Source organism: Achromobacter sp. 1012554356, assembly GCF_059760815.1.
This window is the reverse complement of the sequence record NZ_JCBANC010000042.1, coordinates 14,666-31,472: the sequence shown is the minus strand read 5'-3', so window position 1 is coordinate 31,472 and position 16,807 is coordinate 14,666. Positions and strand designations below refer to the sequence as shown.

General features: G+C 66.0%; 15 protein-coding genes. 10 read left to right on the top strand and 5 right to left on the bottom strand.

What is annotated here, in order from left to right; genetic code table 11:
* The first annotated feature begins 33 nt into the window (after positions 1 to 33).
* Both AC6LJW_RS20275 and AC6LJW_RS20270 read left to right on the top strand, forming a co-directional pair.
* A complete protein-coding gene (locus AC6LJW_RS20275) occupies positions 34 to 1,227 on the top strand; it encodes an acyl-CoA dehydrogenase (RefSeq protein WP_056570859.1) in 1,194 nt (397 codons plus the stop codon).
* Between the two features lie 281 nt (positions 1,228 to 1,508).
* Positions 1,509 to 2,495 (top strand): TRAP transporter substrate-binding protein, encoded by a 987-nt coding sequence (locus tag AC6LJW_RS20270; protein WP_498088130.1) that lies wholly within the window; start codon positions 1,509 to 1,511, stop codon positions 2,493 to 2,495.
* Positions 2,496 to 2,511: 16 nt separating this feature from the next.
* Here the strand turns inward: AC6LJW_RS20270 and AC6LJW_RS20265 are convergent, their stop codons facing one another.
* The 5 genes from AC6LJW_RS20265 to AC6LJW_RS20245 form a co-directional block, all read right to left on the bottom strand.
* Positions 2,512 to 2,955 (bottom strand): MaoC family dehydratase, encoded by a 444-nt coding sequence (locus AC6LJW_RS20265; RefSeq protein WP_056570863.1) that lies wholly within the window; start codon positions 2,953 to 2,955, stop codon positions 2,512 to 2,514.
* A 72-nt stretch (positions 2,956 to 3,027) separates the two neighbouring features.
* Positions 3,028 to 4,278 (bottom strand): benzoyl-CoA 2,3-epoxidase subunit BoxA, encoded by a 1,251-nt coding sequence (gene boxA / locus AC6LJW_RS20260; RefSeq protein ID WP_498088129.1) that lies wholly within the window; start codon positions 4,276 to 4,278, stop codon positions 3,028 to 3,030.
* Positions 4,279 to 4,320: 42 nt separating this feature from the next.
* Complete coding sequence (gene boxB / locus AC6LJW_RS20255) at positions 4,321 to 5,748, bottom strand: benzoyl-CoA 2,3-epoxidase subunit BoxB (protein ID WP_056570867.1); 1,428 nt, start codon at positions 5,746 to 5,748, stop codon at positions 4,321 to 4,323.
* A gap of 112 nt (positions 5,749 to 5,860) precedes the next feature.
* Positions 5,861 to 7,531, bottom strand: a complete 1,671-nt coding sequence (gene boxC / locus AC6LJW_RS20250; RefSeq protein ID WP_498088128.1) for a 2,3-epoxybenzoyl-CoA dihydrolase — start codon at positions 7,529 to 7,531, stop codon at positions 5,861 to 5,863.
* Between the two features lie 551 nt (positions 7,532 to 8,082).
* The gene (locus AC6LJW_RS20245) at positions 8,083 to 8,991 is read right to left on the bottom strand and encodes a helix-turn-helix transcriptional regulator (protein ID WP_056570871.1); all 909 of its coding nucleotides are present in this window, start codon (positions 8,989 to 8,991) and stop codon (positions 8,083 to 8,085) included.
* A 175-nt stretch (positions 8,992 to 9,166) separates the two neighbouring features.
* On the opposite strand from AC6LJW_RS20245, the gene AC6LJW_RS20240 reads away from it, so the two are divergent.
* The 8 genes from AC6LJW_RS20240 (at position 9,167) to AC6LJW_RS20205 (ending at position 16,804) form a co-directional block, all read left to right on the top strand.
* On the top strand, positions 9,167 to 9,640 hold the full coding sequence (locus AC6LJW_RS20240; protein ID WP_056570873.1) for a DUF4863 family protein: 474 nt from the start codon (positions 9,167 to 9,169) through the stop codon (positions 9,638 to 9,640).
* An 80-nt stretch (positions 9,641 to 9,720) separates the two neighbouring features.
* Positions 9,721 to 11,280: a benzoate-CoA ligase family protein gene (locus AC6LJW_RS20235; RefSeq protein ID WP_498088127.1), complete on the top strand. Its 1,560-nt coding sequence runs from the start codon at positions 9,721 to 9,723 to the stop codon at positions 11,278 to 11,280.
* Positions 11,277 to 12,098: an alpha/beta fold hydrolase gene (locus AC6LJW_RS20230; protein WP_056570876.1), complete on the top strand. Its 822-nt coding sequence runs from the start codon at positions 11,277 to 11,279 to the stop codon at positions 12,096 to 12,098. Before AC6LJW_RS20235 ends, AC6LJW_RS20230 begins: the two co-directional genes overlap by 4 nt.
* A 55-nt stretch (positions 12,099 to 12,153) precedes the next feature.
* Positions 12,154 to 13,314, top strand: coding sequence for an ABC transporter substrate-binding protein (locus tag AC6LJW_RS20225; RefSeq protein ID WP_427987214.1), 1,161 nt, complete (start codon positions 12,154 to 12,156; stop codon positions 13,312 to 13,314).
* 33 nt (positions 13,315 to 13,347) lie between these two features.
* Complete coding sequence (locus AC6LJW_RS20220; RefSeq protein ID WP_056570880.1) at positions 13,348 to 14,229, top strand: branched-chain amino acid ABC transporter permease; 882 nt, start codon at positions 13,348 to 13,350, stop codon at positions 14,227 to 14,229.
* Between the two features lie 28 nt (positions 14,230 to 14,257).
* The gene (locus tag AC6LJW_RS20215) at positions 14,258 to 15,340 is read left to right on the top strand and encodes a branched-chain amino acid ABC transporter permease (RefSeq protein WP_082579046.1); all 1,083 of its coding nucleotides are present in this window, start codon (positions 14,258 to 14,260) and stop codon (positions 15,338 to 15,340) included.
* Positions 15,333 to 16,094: an ABC transporter ATP-binding protein gene (locus AC6LJW_RS20210; protein ID WP_427986998.1), complete on the top strand. Its 762-nt coding sequence runs from the start codon at positions 15,333 to 15,335 to the stop codon at positions 16,092 to 16,094. The genes AC6LJW_RS20215 and AC6LJW_RS20210 overlap by 8 nt, the downstream gene beginning before the upstream one ends.
* A complete protein-coding gene (locus AC6LJW_RS20205; protein WP_056570884.1) occupies positions 16,094 to 16,804 on the top strand; it encodes an ABC transporter ATP-binding protein in 711 nt (236 codons plus the stop codon). Before AC6LJW_RS20210 ends, AC6LJW_RS20205 begins: the two co-directional genes overlap by 1 nt.
* The last annotated feature ends 3 nt before the right edge of the window (positions 16,805 to 16,807 follow it).

The window sequence follows — 16,807 nt, the reverse complement described above, 5'->3', positions numbered from 1 at the left end:
TCCGATCTCGGAAATCCATAGCGGAGACCCAGCATGTCCTCGAACCCCTCATTCCACTGGCAAGATCCTCTGTTGCTGGACCAGCAACTGACCGACGAAGAGCGTATGGTGCGCGATGCCGCCTACGCCTACTCGCAGGACAAGCTGGCTCCGCGCGTGCTCAACGCGTTCCGCAACGAGAAGACCGATCCCGAGATCTTCTCCGAAATGGGCGAACTGGGCCTGCTGGGCGCCACGATCCCCGTCGAATACGGCGGCGCCGGTCTGAATTACGTCAGCTACGGCCTGATCGCCCGTGAAGTCGAACGCGTCGACTCCGGCTACCGCTCGATGATGAGCGTGCAGTCCTCGCTGGTGATGGTGCCGATCAACGAATTCGGCAGCGAAGAACAAAAGAAGAAGTACCTGCCCAAGCTGGCGCGCGGCGAATGGATCGGCTGCTTCGGCCTGACCGAACCCAACCACGGCTCCGACCCCAACGGCATGGAAACCCGCGCCGTCAAGACGGCCGACGGCTACAAGGTCAGCGGCAACAAGATGTGGATCACCAACTCGCCCATCGCGGACGTGTTCGTGGTGTGGGCCAAGTGCGTCGGCGGCGACTTCGACGGCAAGATCCGCGGCTTCATCCTCGAAAAGGGCATGAAGGGCCTGTCGGCCCCCGCCATCCACGGCAAGGTCGGCCTGCGCGCGTCGATCACCGGCGAAATCGTCATGGACGAAGTGGAAGTGTCCGCCGACCAGATGATGCCCGGCGTGTCCGGCCTGAAGGGTCCGTTCACCTGCCTGAACTCCGCCCGCTACGGCATCGCCTGGGGCGCTGTCGGCGCTGCCGAGGCCTGCTGGCACACTGCCCGCCAGTACACCCTGGACCGCAAGCAGTTTGGCCGCCCCCTGGCAGCCAACCAGCTCATCCAGAAGAAGCTGGCCGACATGCAGACCGAAATCACGCTGGCGCTGCAAGGCTGCCTGCGCCTGGGCCGCATGAAGGACGAAGGCACTGCTGCCGTCGAGATCACCTCGATCATGAAGCGCAACTCGTGCGGCAAGGCGCTGGACATCGCCCGCCTGGCCCGCGACATGCTCGGCGGCAACGGCATCTCCGACGAGTTCGGCGTCGCCCGCCACCTGGTGAACCTGGAAGTGGTCAACACCTACGAAGGCACCCACGACGTGCACGCCCTGATCCTGGGCCGCGCACAGACGGGCATCCAGGCGTTCTATTGATCGCCTGCCTGGTGTAGCAAAGGAAGCCGCCCGCTTGGGCGGCTTTTTTTTGCGCGTTGCTGCAGCGCCAGGTGTCTGACACCCACGACGACTTACTCGGTGTCTGACACCCTCTGAGCCGTCGGCACAAACTGACGGCCATCTTCCCGGGGTGTCAGACACCGACCGAATGGGAATACCCCATACGCCCGATCCCGCCCCTCCGCGCATTGCCGAAAGCCCGACTAGGCGTACGCCTGTACACCTCGTACGCTTTACGGATCCCCCCACAGGAGTCGCGCATGCATCGCATCACCCCCCTGCGCCTGGCGGCGGTCATCGCCATGGCATTCGTTGCCCACGGCGCTCAGGCCGCCACGACGCTGACCATGACCACCGAATACCCGGCCACCTCCATGCCCGGCCAAGGCGTGTCCACGTTTGCCGAGCTGGTGCGCGCTAAGTCCGCAGGCAACGTCGTCATCGACACGAGTTTCGACGCGGCCAAGGGCATCAAGTCGGGCGACATGATCGACGCGGTGCAGGCGCGCAAGGTGGATGCGGGCGACGCCTTCGCCGGCGCGCTGGCCACGAAGTATCCGCTGTTTGGCGTGTCGTCCCTGCCCTTCCTGGCGGACTCGCTGTCCAAGGCGCGCAACCTCAACAAGGCGGCGCGCCCGGCATACGAGAAGCTGCTGGCCGCGCACGGCCAGAAGTTGCTCTACACCACGCCGTGGCCGGCCTCGGGCATCTGGTCCAAGCAGAAGGTGGACAGTGTGGCGGCGCTCAAGCGCCTGACCATCCGCACCTACGATGCGACGTCGCAGGACGTCATGCAGCGTGCCGGCGCGCGCGCGGAGAACATCTCGTTTGCCGACGCCATGCCGCGTATCGCCTCGGGCGAGGTGAACGCGGTGCTGTCCTCCGGCGACGGCGGCGCGGGCCGCAAGTTGTGGGAGTACCTGCCTCACTTCGCCGAGATCAATTACGCCATGCCGATTTCGGTGGCGACGATGAACCTGAAAGCCTACGAGGCGCTCGACGCGCGTTCGCGCAAGGCCATCGACCAGGCGGCCGCGCAGACCGAGGCCGAACAGTGGAAACGCATCGAAGGCCGCCTGCAGCAGAACTACGCAAACATGCGCAAGAACGGCGTGGCCATCAACACCGCCGTGCCGCCCGCGGTGCGCAAGGCATTACAGGACGCCTCCAAGGAATCGATCAACGCCTGGAAAGCGGCGGCCGGCCCGGAAGGGGCCGCCATTTTGAAACAGGCGGGCAAGCGGTAAAAAAACGCCGCGTCGGCTAGTTGTTGCCGGACAGGTCGAACAGGCTGGTCGCGTCCATTTCCAGCACGCTTTCGTCGTGCTGGTTCACGACCGTCCACGCCCAGTTGATGATGCCCAGGTCCGGGCGCGAGGACGAATGCCGCGCGCCTTGTACGCGCGCGTGCAGGTGCAGGGTGTCGCCAGGGCGCACCGGCGTGCGCCAGCGGACTTCGCCCAGGCCGGGCGAGCCGAAGGATTCGGAATCATGCAAGGCGGCGTCAACCGCCATGCGCATGGCCAGCGCGCAGGTATGCCATCCGCTGGAGATGAGGCCGCCCCACCGGCCTGCCGCGGCGCGCTGCGGATCGGTGTGAAACCATTGGGGATCGTACTTGCGGGCAAACTCCAGGATTTCCGCTTCCGTCACGGTGACTGGCCCGCCCTTGATCACCATGCCGTCCTTGAATTCGGCGAACTTCATGTCTTGTTTTCCCCGTGCCAACGAAATCGGCGCGCCCAGGCGCGCCGATCGTCACGCATCTGTTGTTGTGGATCAGTAAGTCTCGAAGTGCAGCCGGCCTTCGCGGCGCAGCGCTTCATGCAGGATAGACCAATCCTCGCCGGACTGCACCACCACCTCGCGCAGCGCGTCCAGCACGCCGACCTCCATGCCCTTCAGACCGCAGACGTAGATGCAGGTGTTGCGATCGGCCAGCAATCCGCGTACCTGCGCGGCACGCTCGCGGAGCAGGTCCTGCACGTAGCGTTTGGGCTGGCCGGGTTCGCGCGAGAGCGCCAGGTTGATGTCGATGAAGTCGCGTGGCAGCTTCATCAATGGGCCGAAATAAGGCAGCTCGCGTTCGGTGCGCGCCCCGAAAAAAAGCATGAGCTTGCCGATGTCCGCCGTGCCGATCAGGCGGCGGCTGCGCTCGGTCATGGCGCGCATCGGCGCCGAGCCGGTGCCCGTGCAGATCATGATGAGATTGGCCTTCGGATGATTCGGCATCAGGAAGGTGTGGCCGAACGGTCCGATCACCCGCACCGTGTCGTTCTTGGCCAGATCGCACAGATAGTTGGAGCAGACGCCGTGCGCGGCCTCTCCACCGTGGTCCTGCGTGACGCGCTTTACCGTCAGCGACAGGTTGTTGTACCCCGCCCGTTCGCCGTCGCGCGGGCTGGCCAGCGAATACTGGCGCGCGTGATGCGGCCGGCCCATCGCGTCCACGCCCGGCGGCAGGATGCCGATCGACTGCCCTTCCAGCACCGGAAACGGCTGTTCGCCGAAGTCGAGCACGATGTGGTGGATATCGCTTTCCGTGTCGGCGCCGGTGACACGGTAGTTGCCCACGACCGTCGCGGTGATGGGCGTCTTGTGCGTGTACAGATTCACATAGGGGTGGGCGGCGGACCACGGGGGCACGGCGGCGCCGGGCGTCACAAGCATCGCCGGCGCGGCTGCCGGTTCGGCCTGCGGATCCGCCGCGGCCTGCTGCGCGGCGTCGCCCGCCACGGCGGCGTCCACCGGCAACGACTTTTCCTGCGGCAGTTCTTCCCAGCCGAACTGGTCCTGCACGGAATAGGCTTCGGCGCGCACCACCAGCCGCCAGTTGTCGATGGAACCGGTCGGGCAAGGCGGCACGCAGGCCATGCAGCCGTTGCAGATCTCCGGATCCACCACATAGTTGTTCGAATCGTGCGTGATCGCATCGACCGGACAGGTCTCTTCGCAGGTATTGCAGCGGATGCAGATCTCGGGATCGATCAGGTGCTGCTTCAGGACTTCCACCGGTAACGGGGCGTTCATCGCCGTCCTCCCAAACGCGCGGGCACGCGGCCCGCGCGGCCATCAGTTGAAACGCACGTACTCGAAATTCACCGGCTGGCGGTTGACACCCATGACAGGCGGCGCGATCCAGTTGGCGAACTTGCCCGGTTCCGTGACCCGGCCCATCAGCGACGCGACGAACGCGCGATCTTCCGGCGTGGGCAGCCACTTGTGCTGATTGGCCTGCCATTGCGATTCGGACACGATCTCGCCCTCGGGCGACATGCGGATGCCGGCCAGCGTGCCGATCTGGCGGTTGAACGCCTTGTGCGGCACTTGCAGGCGGAAGGCCAGGCCGCTCTTTTCGATGACCTTGTTCCAGCGGCCGATGCCGGCCACCGAGTCGCGGATGAAGTCATCGCGCAGCACTTCGTTCAGCGCGTTGAGCATCGGCACCTCGATCTCCGTCAGCTTGCCGTTGCTGACGTTCAGCACCCGGTAGGTGTCGTTCTTGAGCTGATGGTCGTCGTTGCGCTTGGTCTCTTCGTAGCGGCCCTTCAAGCCCGAGCCGTAGAAGATGGCGGCGTTGGACGACTGGTCCGCGCCAAAGAGGTCGATGGTGACGCTGTAGTGGAAATTCAGGTAGCGCTGGATGGTCGGCAGGTCGATCACGCCGGCCGCTCGCACGGCTTGCGGATCGTCGGTCTTCAGTTCCTTCATCACTTCGCAGGTGCGCTGAATGACGCGCGAGATGCCGGACTCGCCCACGAACATGTGGTGCGCTTCCTCGGTCAGCATGAACTTGGTCGTGCGGGCCAGCGGATCGAAGCTGGACTCGGCCAGCGCACACAGCTGGAACTTGCCGTCGCGGTCGGTGAAGTACGTGAACATGTAGAACGCCAGCCAGTCCGGCGTCTTTTCGTTGAAGGCGCCCAGGATGCGCGGGTTGTCGGAATCGCCCGAGCTACGCTGCAGCAGCGCGTCGGCTTCCTCGCGCCCGTCGCGCCCGAAGTAACGATGCAGCAGGTACACCATCGCCCACAGGTGCCGCCCTTCTTCGACGTTGATCTGGAACAGGTTGCGCAGGTCGTACTGCGACGGCGCGGTCAGGCCCAGGTGCCGCTGCTGCTCGATCGAGGCGGGTTCCGTGTCGCCCTGCGTGACGATGATGCGTCGCAGGTTGGCGCGGTGCTCGCCCGGCACGTCCTGCCACACATCGCGGCCGATGTTCTCGCCAAAATGGATCTTGCGCTGCCCGTCCTGCGGCGCCAGGAAAATGCCCCATCGGTAGTCGGGCATGCGCACGTGATTGAAGTGCGCCCAGCCGTCGGGCTCGACGCTGACCGCCGTACGCAGATAGACGTCGAAGCCGTGCGAGCCATCCGGCCCCATGTCCTGCCACCACTGCAGGTAATTGGGCTGCCAGTGTTCCAGCGCGCGCTGCAACGTGCGGTCGCCGGACAGGTTGACGTTGTTGGGAATCTTGTCGGTGTAGTTGATGCCGGACATGTCTCTCTCCTGATTCTTGGAATGGGGCCGCCAGCCGCGCGGCGCTAGGGTCTCAGTGCCTGCGGGCAGGCGCGCATGGCGCCTTGCCGCCCGCTGACCGAACGTTTGCCGCTCAGACGCGGTTCCAGTCGAATGCCGCCTGCTCGCCCTTGCCGTACAGCTTGAGCGCGCCCTTGTCGCCCGCCGCGTTGGGACGGTTGAAGATCCAGTTCTGCCAGGCGGTCAGCCGGCCGAAGATGCGGGTTTCCATGGTTTCCTGCCCGCCGAAGCGCAGGTTGGCTTCCAGGCCGGTCAGCGCATCGGGCGACAATGCACGGCGCTCTTCCAGCGCCAGCCGAACTTCGTCGTCCCAGTCGATGCTGTCGGGGGCATAGGTGATGAGGCCAAGCTCCAGCGCGCCGGTGGCCGACAGGGTGCGCCCGGCCTGCGCGCGCACCGCTTCCAGCGGCTGCGTTTCGCCGTAGAAGCGTCGTTGCAGGCGGCTCTGGCCGTTCACCATCGGGTACGCGCCGAAATTGCGCTCGCCCACCACAATCTGCGGGGGCGCGGCGTCGATGGCTTCGTCATCCTCCACGTCCAGCATGTAGCTGCGGTCGGCGGCCAGCGCCAGTTCCAGCAGCGTGCCGGCAAAGCACGAACCCGGTTCGATCAGCGCGAACAGGCTGCGCGACGTCACGTCCAGCCGCGCAAGCGTGCGGCGCAGCATGCCGACGGTCTCGCGCACGAACCAGTGATCCGCGTGCCGTTCCAGCGCCGCGTCGGCCGCCAGCACGGCCTCGGGGTCGCCTTCGGTCTTCAGGACCCAGGTGCCGATGTCCAGCTCGTTGGTGCGCATCGACAGGATGGCGTCGTCCAGTTCCCGCGCCATCTGCAGCGGCCACCAGGCGGCGCCCGCGGTGACAATGTCCTGCAGTTCCGTTTCAACGGAGTCTTGCGGGGCGCGAACCGTCCACGTCGCCTGGCGCTTTTCGCGGTCAAGCTGCACGTCTACGTAGCGATACGACAGGCTGGTCTCGGTCTCGGTACGTTCCAGCGGCGTGAGCGACACGCCTTGCTCGCCAGCCGGGCGGTGGCTGTCCTGCGCCAGCGCCTGCGCGCGGGCGCGGACTTCTTCTTCGAAGCGAGCGGGCTTGACCACGTCGTCCACCAGCCGCCAATCCTTGGCGCGTTGCCCGCGCACGCCTTCGACCAGCGTGCAGAAGATGTCGGCATGGTCGTGCCGCACGCGGCGCTTGTCGGTGACGCGGGTCAGTCCGCCCGTGCCGGGCAGCACGCCCAGCAGCGGCACTTCGGGCAGGGCAACGGAGGACGAGCGGTCGTCGATCAGCAGGATTTCGTCGCAGGCCAGCGCCAGTTCGTAGCCGCCGCCCGCGCAGGCGCCGTTCAGCGCGGCGATGAACTTCAACCCGCCGTGGCGGCTGGAGTCTTCAATGCCGTTACGGGTTTCGTTGGTGAACTTGCAGAAGTTCACCTTCCAGGCGTGGGTGGACAACCCCAGCATGAAGATGTTGGCGCCGGAACAGAAGATCCGGTCCTTCATGCTGGTGACGACCACGCTGCGCACTTCCGGGTGTTCGAAACGGATGCGCTGCAGGGCGTCGTGCAATTCGATGTCGACGCCCAGGTCGTACGAATTGAGCTTGAGCTTGTAGCCGGGGCGCAGGCCGCCGTCTTCGGCGACGTCCATGGCCAGTGTCGCGACCGCACCGTCGAAGGCCAGGCGCCAATGCCGGTACTGGGCGGGATCGGTTCGGAAGTCGACCCGGCTGATGGGGCTGCTCATAGTGTGTCTCCTCATACGCCCTGTGCTCGGACAGGAAAAATACTGCACCACATGAATTATTATGCAGATTAGTGCAGGCGATTTGGAGCGTCAAGCGGAATATGCAGGAAAGTGCAGGTGCTGAAGTTCGGGGGGATGTGTTTGGTTGAAGCCTTGTCTTGGGTGAGACCGGCTTACTAGGGTCGGTGTCAGACACCCGGTCGAGAGGATCGTCAGCTTGTGACGGCAGTTAAGTGGGTGTCAGACACCTGGGCATGGCGCCGCTTGAAGTGTCTGACAGCCGGCAGAAGGGAGACCGGCTTACTAGGGGCGGTGTCAGACACCTGGGCATGGCGCCACTTGAAGGTGTCTGACACCCGGCAGAAGGGAGACTGGGTCACTAGGGTCGGTGTCAGACACCTGGCCGAGAGGATCGTCTGCTTGAGACGGCAGTTAAGCGGGTGTCAGACACCTGGGCATGGCGCCACTTGAAGGTGTCTGACACCCGGCAGAAGGGACCGTCACGATGATGAGGCGCCACGAGGGTGTCTGACACCTGGCCAATCGAACCGCTACAGCGGCAAGCCGCAAGCTTTACGCACCTGGGTCCGCAAGCCAGCAAAGCTCTCTGGGACTTCCAGATTGCTCGTCACCCAGGTCAGATCCGCCTTGGCATAAAACGCCTCGCGCCCGGCCAGGATGCGCTTGAGGTCGGCCATGGCTTCGTTATTGCCGGACATGGGGCGGAAGTCGCCCTGCGCCATGACGCGGCCCATGTGCTCTTCGGGCGTGGCGCGCAGCCAGACCGTGTAGCAATGGGTCAGCAGCAGATTCAGCGTGGCAGGTTCCGACACCAGACCGCCGGGCGTGGCCAGCACCATTTCCGGGTAGATCTGCACGGCCTCTTCGAGCGCACGCCGTTCGTAACGGCGATAGGCGTTGGGGCCGTAGAGGTTGTGGATCTCGAGGATGCCGCAGCCCGCCACGCGCTCGATCTCGCGGTTCAGTTCCACAAAGGGATAGCCCAGGTCGTCGGCCAGCATCTGACCCAGCGTCGACTTGCCCGCGCCGCGCAGGCCGATGAGCGCCACGCGCTGCGTGCGGTTCGGGCGCTGTGCCCCCGCCCCCACGCCAAACAGCTGCGACAGCGCCTCGCGGGCGCGCTGCAGATCGGATTCGGTGCGCCCGCTGAGCAATTCCCGGATCAGCAGCCAGTCGGGCGATTCCGTGGTGACGTCACCGACCAGCTCCGCCAGCGCGCAGTTGAAGGCGCGGGCAATCTGCAGCAGCACCAGAATCGACGCGTTGCCGACGCCATGTTCCAGATTGGCCAGGTGGCGTTCGGACACGCCGGTCGCCTGGGAAAGCCCCTTGCGCGTCATGCCGCGAATGGCGCGCAGACGGCGCACGCGCTCGCCCAGAGCGATCAGAAAGGGCTCGCGCCGGGGTTCGATGGGCGCCGTGTCTAGCGCTTGATTCATGGTTCGACTGACTCCGCAAAAACCCTGATTACCGCTCTTTTATGCACTATAGTGCTTGACCCATATCAACGGAAGCACTATTTTTCCATCCAACGAGTCCACAGCCGATCCGGTGCAAAAAAACAGCAGTCCAGTGCGGACTGCCGGAGCGCCGACAGTGTAAAGGAGCCGCCTGGTGAGTACGCCTGACCAATTCCATGCCCTGATGCGCGACGTGACGCGTCTGACGGCCGGCCAGCCGCTGGATGCAGCGCTGCAGGCCCGGCTCAATGACGCGGCCGGCCCGGACAGCGCGCTGTTCCAGGACATCTTTGCCACCTGTAGGCAGGGCGTGGCCGACGGCTGGATGTGCAACCGTGAAGGCGGCGGCATCAAGTATGGCCGGGTCATCAAGCCGGCCGATGATCTGGGCGGCTGCTCGGTGGACGTCGTCGACATGATCGATCTGGCCGGTCCGCACCACGCGCATCCCAATGGCGAGATCGACATGATCATGCCGCTGACCGAAGACGCCCGCTTTGATGGCCACGGCGCCGGCTGGCTGGTTTATGGCCCGGGGTCGGCGCACCGCCCCACTGTCACGCAGGGCCGCGCCCTGGTGCTGTATCTGCTACCCGGCGGGGCCATCGAATTCACGCGCCCCGGCTGACAGCCGGTCCGGACACCCGCCCTGCCGCCAACAACAAACACAGGCACGGCGTCCGCCCACCAGGACATCAGGAGACAACCGTGAACACCTGCCCCGCCGAACTGAATTTCGCCAGCCACCTTGCCGCGCTGAACGCGCCGCGCGCCGCCAAGCTTGCCTACATCGACGACACCCGCCAGCTCACGTATGGCGATCTGGCCGAGCGGGTGGCCCGCATGGCGGGCGCGCTGCGCAATCTGGGACTGCGCCGCGAGGAGCGCATCCTGCTGCTGATGCAGGACACAGCCGACTGGCCTGTGGTGTTCCTGGGCGCGCTGCACGCCGGCGTGGTGCCGGTGGCCGTGAACACGCTGCTCACCGCCGACGACTACGCCTACATCGTTGCGCACAGCCGCGTGCGGGCGGTGTTCGTGTCGGGCGCGTTGCTGCCGGTCCTGCAATCGGCGCTTGGCCAGGCGCCGGTTGACATTGAACACCTGATCGTGTCGCAGCCCGGCGCAAACCTGCCCGACGGCGCCAACGAATTCGAATCGCTGCTGGCGGCCGCAGCGCTCGTGCCCGCCGCCCGGACGCTGTCGGATGAGATTGCGTTCTGGCTGTATTCGTCCGGCTCCACGGGCAAGCCCAAGGGCGTGGTGCACACCCACGGCAACCTGTGGCACACGGCCGAACTCTATGCCAAGCCCGTGCTAGGCATCCGCGAAGGCGACGTGGTGTTCTCGGCCGCGAAACTGTTCTTCGCGTATGGCCTGGGCAACGGCCTGACGTTTCCGCTGTCGGTGGGCGCCACCGTCGTGCTGATGGCCGAGCGCCCCACCCCGCAGGCCGTATTCCAGCGCCTGGTCCGGCATCGTCCCACCGTGTTCTATGGCGTGCCGACGCTATATGCCAGCATGCTCGCGTCGCCCGACTTGCCAGCCCGCGAACACGTGGCGATGCGCGTCTGCACGTCCGCCGGCGAGGCCCTGCCGCGTGACATCGGTGAGCGCTTCACGCGCCACTTCGGCTGTGAAATCCTGGACGGCATCGGCTCGACCGAGATGCTGCACATTTTCATTTCGAACCGCGCGGGCCAGCTGCGCTACGGCACCACGGGCAAGCCCGTGCCCGGCTACGAGGTGCAACTGCGTGACGACAACGGCGCGCCGGTCCCGCCGGGCGCCATCGGCGATCTCTACATCAAGGGCCCCAGCGCCGCGCTGATGTACTGGAACAACCGCGACAAGACGCGCCAGTGCTTTCTGGGCGACTGGCTGAAAAGCGGCGACAAGTACGTGTGCGACCCCGACGGTTACTACACCTACGCCGGCCGCAGCGACGACATGATCAAGGTCAGTGGCCAGTACGTGTCGCCGGTGGAAGTCGAGAACATCCTGATTCAGCACGAGGCGGTGCTCGAAGCCGCGGTGATCGGCGTGCCGGACCACGACGGCCTGGTCAAGACGAAGGCCTACGTAGTGCTGCGCGCCGGCTTCGAACCCGACGCGCAGACCGGCGCCGCCTTGCAGCATTACGTGAAGCAGCATCTGGCGCCGTTCAAGTACCCGCGCCAGATAGACTTCCTGGAAGAACTGCCCAAGACCGCCACCGGCAAGATCCAACGGTTCCGCTTGCGTGCGCTGGAAGAGGCCGCGCTATGACCGCCGCCGAGGCCGCCACGGTCTTTGCCACCCTCCACGCGCGCGGCCGCGACATGCGGCTGGAATGCGCGTGGATCGCACCGGAACGCGTTGATGCGCCGCTCATCGTGTTCCTGCACGAGGGGCTGGGATCGGTGTCGATGTGGAAAGACTTTCCGCAACGCGTCTGCGACGCGGCCGGCTGCCGCGGCCTCGTGTACTCGCGATACGGATACGGCCAGTCGACCGCGCGCCCGCTGCGCGAAGCGTGGCCCGTGGACTTCATGCACCGAGAGGCGCACGACGTCCTGCCCGCCCTGCTTGAAGTCCTGGGCGTGAACGCGCGCCACGACAAGCCCGTGCTGTTCGGCCATAGCGACGGCGGCTCGATCGCGTTGCTGTACGCCGCGCGGTATCCGGACGCCGTCGCCGGCGTGGTGGCCGCCGCGCCGCACCTCTTTGTCGAAGACATCTCCGTGGCCAGCATCGCGCAGGCGCGCCAGGCCTATCTGGAATCGGACCTGCGTGCGCGGCTGGGGCGTCATCACCGGGATGTGGACTCGGCATTCTGGGGCTGGAACGACATCTGGCTGAAGCCCGAATTCCGCGGCTGGAACATCGAAGACGAGCTCGCCCGTATCACCTGTCCCGTGCTGGCCATCCAAGGCACGGACGACGAATACGGCACGCTGGAGCAAGTGCGCGGCATCCGCCGCCGCGCGCCGCAAACCGAACTGCTGGAGATACCGGCGTGCGGGCATTCGCCGCACCGGGATCAGCCCGCCACCGTTGTCCAGGCCGCCGCACGCTTTGTGGGCGCGCTGGAAAAACCCGGTTGACCCTGGCCCTGCTACCGGCCCAGGCGTCCGCCCATAACAAGCACGGAGACAAACCATGAACCACGTCCTGACCCGGGCCGCGCTGGCCGCCGCCCTGACGATCGCCGCAAGCGGCGCGCATGCCGACGACAAGCTCAAGGTCGGCTTCATGCTGCCCTACAGCGGCACCTTCGCCGCGCTGGGCAACGCCATCGAGAACGGCTTCAAGCTCTACGTTGCCGAGCAAGGCGGCAAGCTGGGCGGGCGCGAGATCGAATACTTCAAGGTGGACGACGAATCCAACCCGGCCAAGGCCGCTGAAAACGCCAACCGCCTCATCAAGCGCGACCAGGTGGACGTGCTGATCGGCACGGTGCATTCGGGCGTGGCGATGGCGCTGGCCAAAGCCGCCAAGGATGCCGACACCACGCTGATCGTGACCAACGCCGGCGCCAACGCAATCACCGGCCCGCTGTGCGGCCCCGGCATCTTCCGCACCTCGTTCACGAACTGGCAGCCGGCCTATGCGATGGGACCGGTGGCATATGCCAAGGGCCACAAGACTGCCGTGACCATCACGTGGAAGTACGCGGCGGGCGACGAAGCCATCGGCGGCTTCAAGGAAGGCTTCGAGAAAGCGGGCGGCAAGGTTGTGCGCGAACTGAGCCTGCCGTTTCCCAACGTGGAGTTTCAATCCCTGTTGACGGAGATTGCCGCGCTCAAGCCCGACATGGTCTTCACCTTCTTTGCGGGCGGCGGCGCGGTGAAGTTCGTGCAGGACTATCACGCGGCCGGCCTGGACAAGACGATTCCGCTGTACGGATCGGGCTTCCTGACGGACGGCACGCTGCAGGCGCAGGGCGCGTCCGCGCAGGGGTTGCTGACCACCCTGCACTACGCTGACGGGCTGAACACGCCGCGCGACAACGCGTTCCGCGCCGACTATTCCAAGGCGTACAAGATGCAGCCGGACGTCTACGCGGTGCAAGGCTATGACGCCGCGCAGCTCATGCAATCGGGCCTCTCGGCCGTGAAGGGAGATTTCTCGAAGAAGGACGCCTTCCGCAGCGCCATGCGCACGGCGACGGTTGACAGCCCGCGCGGCTCGTTCACGCTGTCCAAGGCCGGCAACCCGGTGCAGGACATCTACCTGCGCCGCGTCGATGGCCTGGAAAACAAGGTCGTCGAGGTTGCCGTGCAGAAGCTGGCCGACCCCGCGCGCGGCTGCAAGCTGTAACGCCGCGCCACGCGTCCGCCACAGGGAGGCCCCATGGACATCAGCATCCTGCTCATCCAGAGCCTGAACGCATTCCAGTACGGCTTGCTGCTGTTCCTGGTGGCCAGCGGACTCACGCTGATCTTCGGGATCATGGGCATCATCAACCTGGCCCACGGCAGTTTCTACATGATCGGGGCGTACATGGCGTTTGCGCTGGGCCCGGTGGTCGACCGCTGGCTGGGTGGCGGGTTTCTCGCGACGCTGGCCGTCTGCGTGCTGGCAGCCGGCGTGCTGGGCTATGTGCTGGAGGCCGCGTTCTTCAGCTACCTGTACAAGCGCAACCACTTGCAGCAGGTGCTGATGACCTACGGCTTGATCCTGGTGTTCGAGGAACTGCGCAGCATTCTTGTGGGCAACGACGTGCACGGCGTGCCGCTGCCGTCGTGGCTGCAGGGCAGCATTGCGCTGGGTGACGTGATGACCTATCCCGTCTACCGGCTGTTCATCTCGGCCGTCGGCATTGCGGTCGCGCTGCTGCTGTACTGGATCATCTCGCGCACGCGGCTGGGCATGATGCTGCGCGCCGGCGCCAGCAACCGCGAGATGATCAGCTCGCTGGGCATCGACATCAACAAGCTTTACCGCGTGGTGTTCGCGGCCGGCGTGGCGCTGGCGGCGCTGGCCGGCAGCATTGCCGCGCCCGTCTCGTCGGTGTATCCCGGCATGGGCAACGGCGTGCTGATCATCTGTTTCGTGGTGGTGGTGATCGGCGGCATCGGGTCGATCCGCGGCGCGTTCCTGGCCGCGATGCTGGTCGGTTTTGCCGAGACCTTCGGCCAGGTGCTCTTCCCCTCCGCGGCGGGCGTGCTGGTCTATCTGCTGATGGCCTTCATTCTGCTTTGCAAGCCCGAAGGGCTGTTCAAACAGGGCTAGGTCCTGTCGACATCAAAAGGACCCACGCATGCGCACGCCTCTGCTCAACCGACTTCTGCCCTTCGCGGCGCTGCTGGCGCTGGCCGCCTTTTCGTTCAGCGGCAGCGACTACTACACCGGCCTGGTGGTGAAGATCATGATCTACGCGATCTTCGCACTGAGCCTGCAATTGCTGGTCGGCGGCGCGGGGCTGGTCAGCCTGGGACACGCCGCGTTCTTCGGCATTGGCGCCTACGTGGCGGCGCTGCTGTCGCCCGAGTCGGAAGCGGCCGGGCTGTGGTGGCTGCTGCCGGCTGCGCTACTCGCCGCGGCCGCCTATGCGCTGGTCACCGGCGCGCTGGCGCTGCGCACGCGCGGGGTGTACTTCATCATGGTCACGCTGGCGTTCTCGCAGATGGCCTACTACGTCTTTCACGACACCAAGATCGGCGGCGGCAGCGACGGCATCTATCTGTACTTCCGGCCCGAGCTCTCGCTGGGCGGCTGGATGCCATTCGATCTGAGCAACGGGACCACGTTCTACTTCTTCGTCCTTGCGTGCCTGGCGCTGGCGTGGGGTTTTCTGGCGCTGCTGCGGCGCTCGCCGTTCGGCGCGGCGCTGGCCGGCATCCGCATCAACGAGCAGCGCATGCGCGCGGCCGGCTATTCAACGTATCCGTACAAGCTGGCCGCATACGTCATTGGCGCCACGCTGGCGGGGCTGGCGGGCTTTCTGTTTGCGCTGAAAGACGGCTTTGTCACGCCCGAACTGCTGGCGTGGGAACAATCGGGGCTGGTGCTGTTGATGGTGATTCTGGGCGGCATGGGCAGCCTGGGCGGCGCGGTGCTGGGCACGGTGACGATGGTGCTGCTGCAGGAGCTGTTCCAGTCGCAGGAATTGTTTGGCGACTACGCGCGCCATTGGCACCTGCCGCTGGGCCTGGCCATCATCGCGCTGGTGGCACTGCTGCCGAACGGACTGGCGGGATTGCCCGCGCAATGGCGCGAGCGCCGCCATGCACGGACGGCGGACGCGAGCCGAAAAGCCGCCAGAGACGTCATTACCCCGGCACGCGCGCAAGGCACGGCGCCTGCGTCCCGCCTGCCCATTCAGGGAGAACGCCATGTCTGATGTCCTGCTCGCCGCAAGCGCGGTCACGCGCCGCTTCGGCGGCCTGACCGCGGTCAACGGCGTGTCGCTCGAATTGCAGCGCGGTCAGGTGCACGCCGTCATCGGCACCAATGGCGCGGGCAAGTCCACGCTCATCAACATCCTGTCGGGCGAACTGGCGGCCAGCAGCGGGCAGGTCACGCTGGCGGGCCGCGACATCACCGCGTGGCCGCAACCCGAGCGCGCGCGCGCCGGGCTGGGCCGCAGCTACCAGCGGTCAACCATCTTTCCTGAACTGAGCGTTTTCGAAAACTGCCGGCTGGCCGCGCAGGCCAGCCGCCAGCGCTTCTGGCACTGGTGGCGCGATGCCGCGAGCTGCCGGCGCAGCGCCGACCTGGCCGCCGAGGCACTGGACCGCACCGGCTTGGCCGCCGACGCCCGGCAACCCGCCGGTCTGCTGGCCCACGGCCGCAAGCGCCAGTTGGAGATCGCGATGTGCCTCGCGGGCGAACCGCAGGTGCTGCTGCTGGACGAACCGCTGGCGGGGATGGGTCCCGAGGAAACCGACCGCATCCTGGACCTGCTGCAGACGCTGAAGGCCGGCCACGCGATCCTGCTGGTCGAACACGACATGGACGCCGTGTTCCGCATCGCCGAAACCATCACCGTGATGGTCAACGGCAGCGCGATCGCAAGCGGCGCGCCGCCGCAGATCCGCGCCAATCCCGAGGTGCGCACCGCCTACCTGGGCGAAGACGGACAAGGAGCCCATTGATGCACACGCTGATCGAGGCCGGCGGCCTGCATGTGTACTACGGCGCCAGCCATGTGCTGCGGGGCGTGGACATGCACATCGCGCCAGGAGAATCGGTGGGCCTCGTGGGCCGCAACGGCATGGGCAAGACCACGCTCATCCGCAGCCTGATGGGCCATGTGAAAAGCGCGCAGGGCAACGTGCGGGTGCGGGGCAGCGACTGCACGCACGCGCAGCCGCATGCGATTGCACGCATGGGCGTGGCCTACGTGCCCGAGGGGCGCGGCATCTTTCCCAACCTGAATGTGCGCGAGAACCTGCAGGTGGCGGCGCGCCCCGGCAAGCGCGCGGGGCAGGACTGGACGTACGCGCGCGTGCTGGATACGTTTCCGCGCCTGCGCGAGCGCCTGGGCCACGGTGGTCAGCAGTTGTCGGGCGGCGAGCAGCAGATGCTGGCCATCGGCCGCGCGTTGATGACGAATCCCGATCTCTTGATCCTGGACGAGGCCACCGAGGGCCTTGCGCCGCTGATCGTGGCTGAGATCTGGCGCATCATCCGCGAGATCCGCGCGACCGGCATGTCCACGCTGATCGTGGACCGCAACTACCGGGCGGTGCTGGAACACACCGACCGGTGCCTGGTCATGGAAAAGGGATTGATCGTGCAGGATGGCGACAGCGCGTCGCTTGCCCAACAGCCGGAGCAATTGACGCGCTATCTGGGGGTGTAGCGG

Excerpts from the sequence above, each read along its gene's own strand:
- AC6LJW_RS20275 (WP_056570859.1), top strand. The coding sequence starts at position 34 with ATGTCCTCGAACCCCTCATTCCACTGGCAAGATCCTCTGTTGCTGGAC.
- AC6LJW_RS20270 (WP_498088130.1), top strand. The coding sequence starts at position 1,509 with ATGCATCGCATCACCCCCCTGCGCCTGGCGGCGGTCATCGCCATGGCA.
- AC6LJW_RS20220 (WP_056570880.1), top strand. The coding sequence starts at position 13,348 with ATGGACATCAGCATCCTGCTCATCCAGAGCCTGAACGCATTCCAGTAC.
- AC6LJW_RS20205 (WP_056570884.1), top strand. The coding sequence starts at position 16,094 with ATGCACACGCTGATCGAGGCCGGCGGCCTGCATGTGTACTACGGCGCC.
- AC6LJW_RS20230 (WP_056570876.1), top strand. The coding sequence starts at position 11,277 with ATGACCGCCGCCGAGGCCGCCACGGTCTTTGCCACCCTCCACGCGCGC.
- AC6LJW_RS20225 (WP_427987214.1), top strand. The coding sequence starts at position 12,154 with ATGAACCACGTCCTGACCCGGGCCGCGCTGGCCGCCGCCCTGACGATC.
- boxC (WP_498088128.1), bottom strand. The coding sequence starts at position 7,531 with ATGAGCAGCCCCATCAGCCGGGTCGACTTCCGAACCGATCCCGCCCAG.
- AC6LJW_RS20210 (WP_427986998.1), top strand. The coding sequence starts at position 15,333 with ATGTCTGATGTCCTGCTCGCCGCAAGCGCGGTCACGCGCCGCTTCGGC.
- boxA (WP_498088129.1), bottom strand. The coding sequence starts at position 4,278 with ATGAACGCCCCGTTACCGGTGGAAGTCCTGAAGCAGCACCTGATCGAT.
- AC6LJW_RS20265 (WP_056570863.1), bottom strand. The coding sequence starts at position 2,955 with ATGAAGTTCGCCGAATTCAAGGACGGCATGGTGATCAAGGGCGGGCCA.
- AC6LJW_RS20215 (WP_082579046.1), top strand. The coding sequence starts at position 14,258 with ATGCGCACGCCTCTGCTCAACCGACTTCTGCCCTTCGCGGCGCTGCTG.
- AC6LJW_RS20245 (WP_056570871.1), bottom strand. The coding sequence starts at position 8,991 with ATGAATCAAGCGCTAGACACGGCGCCCATCGAACCCCGGCGCGAGCCC.
- boxB (WP_056570867.1), bottom strand. The coding sequence starts at position 5,748 with ATGTCCGGCATCAACTACACCGACAAGATTCCCAACAACGTCAACCTG.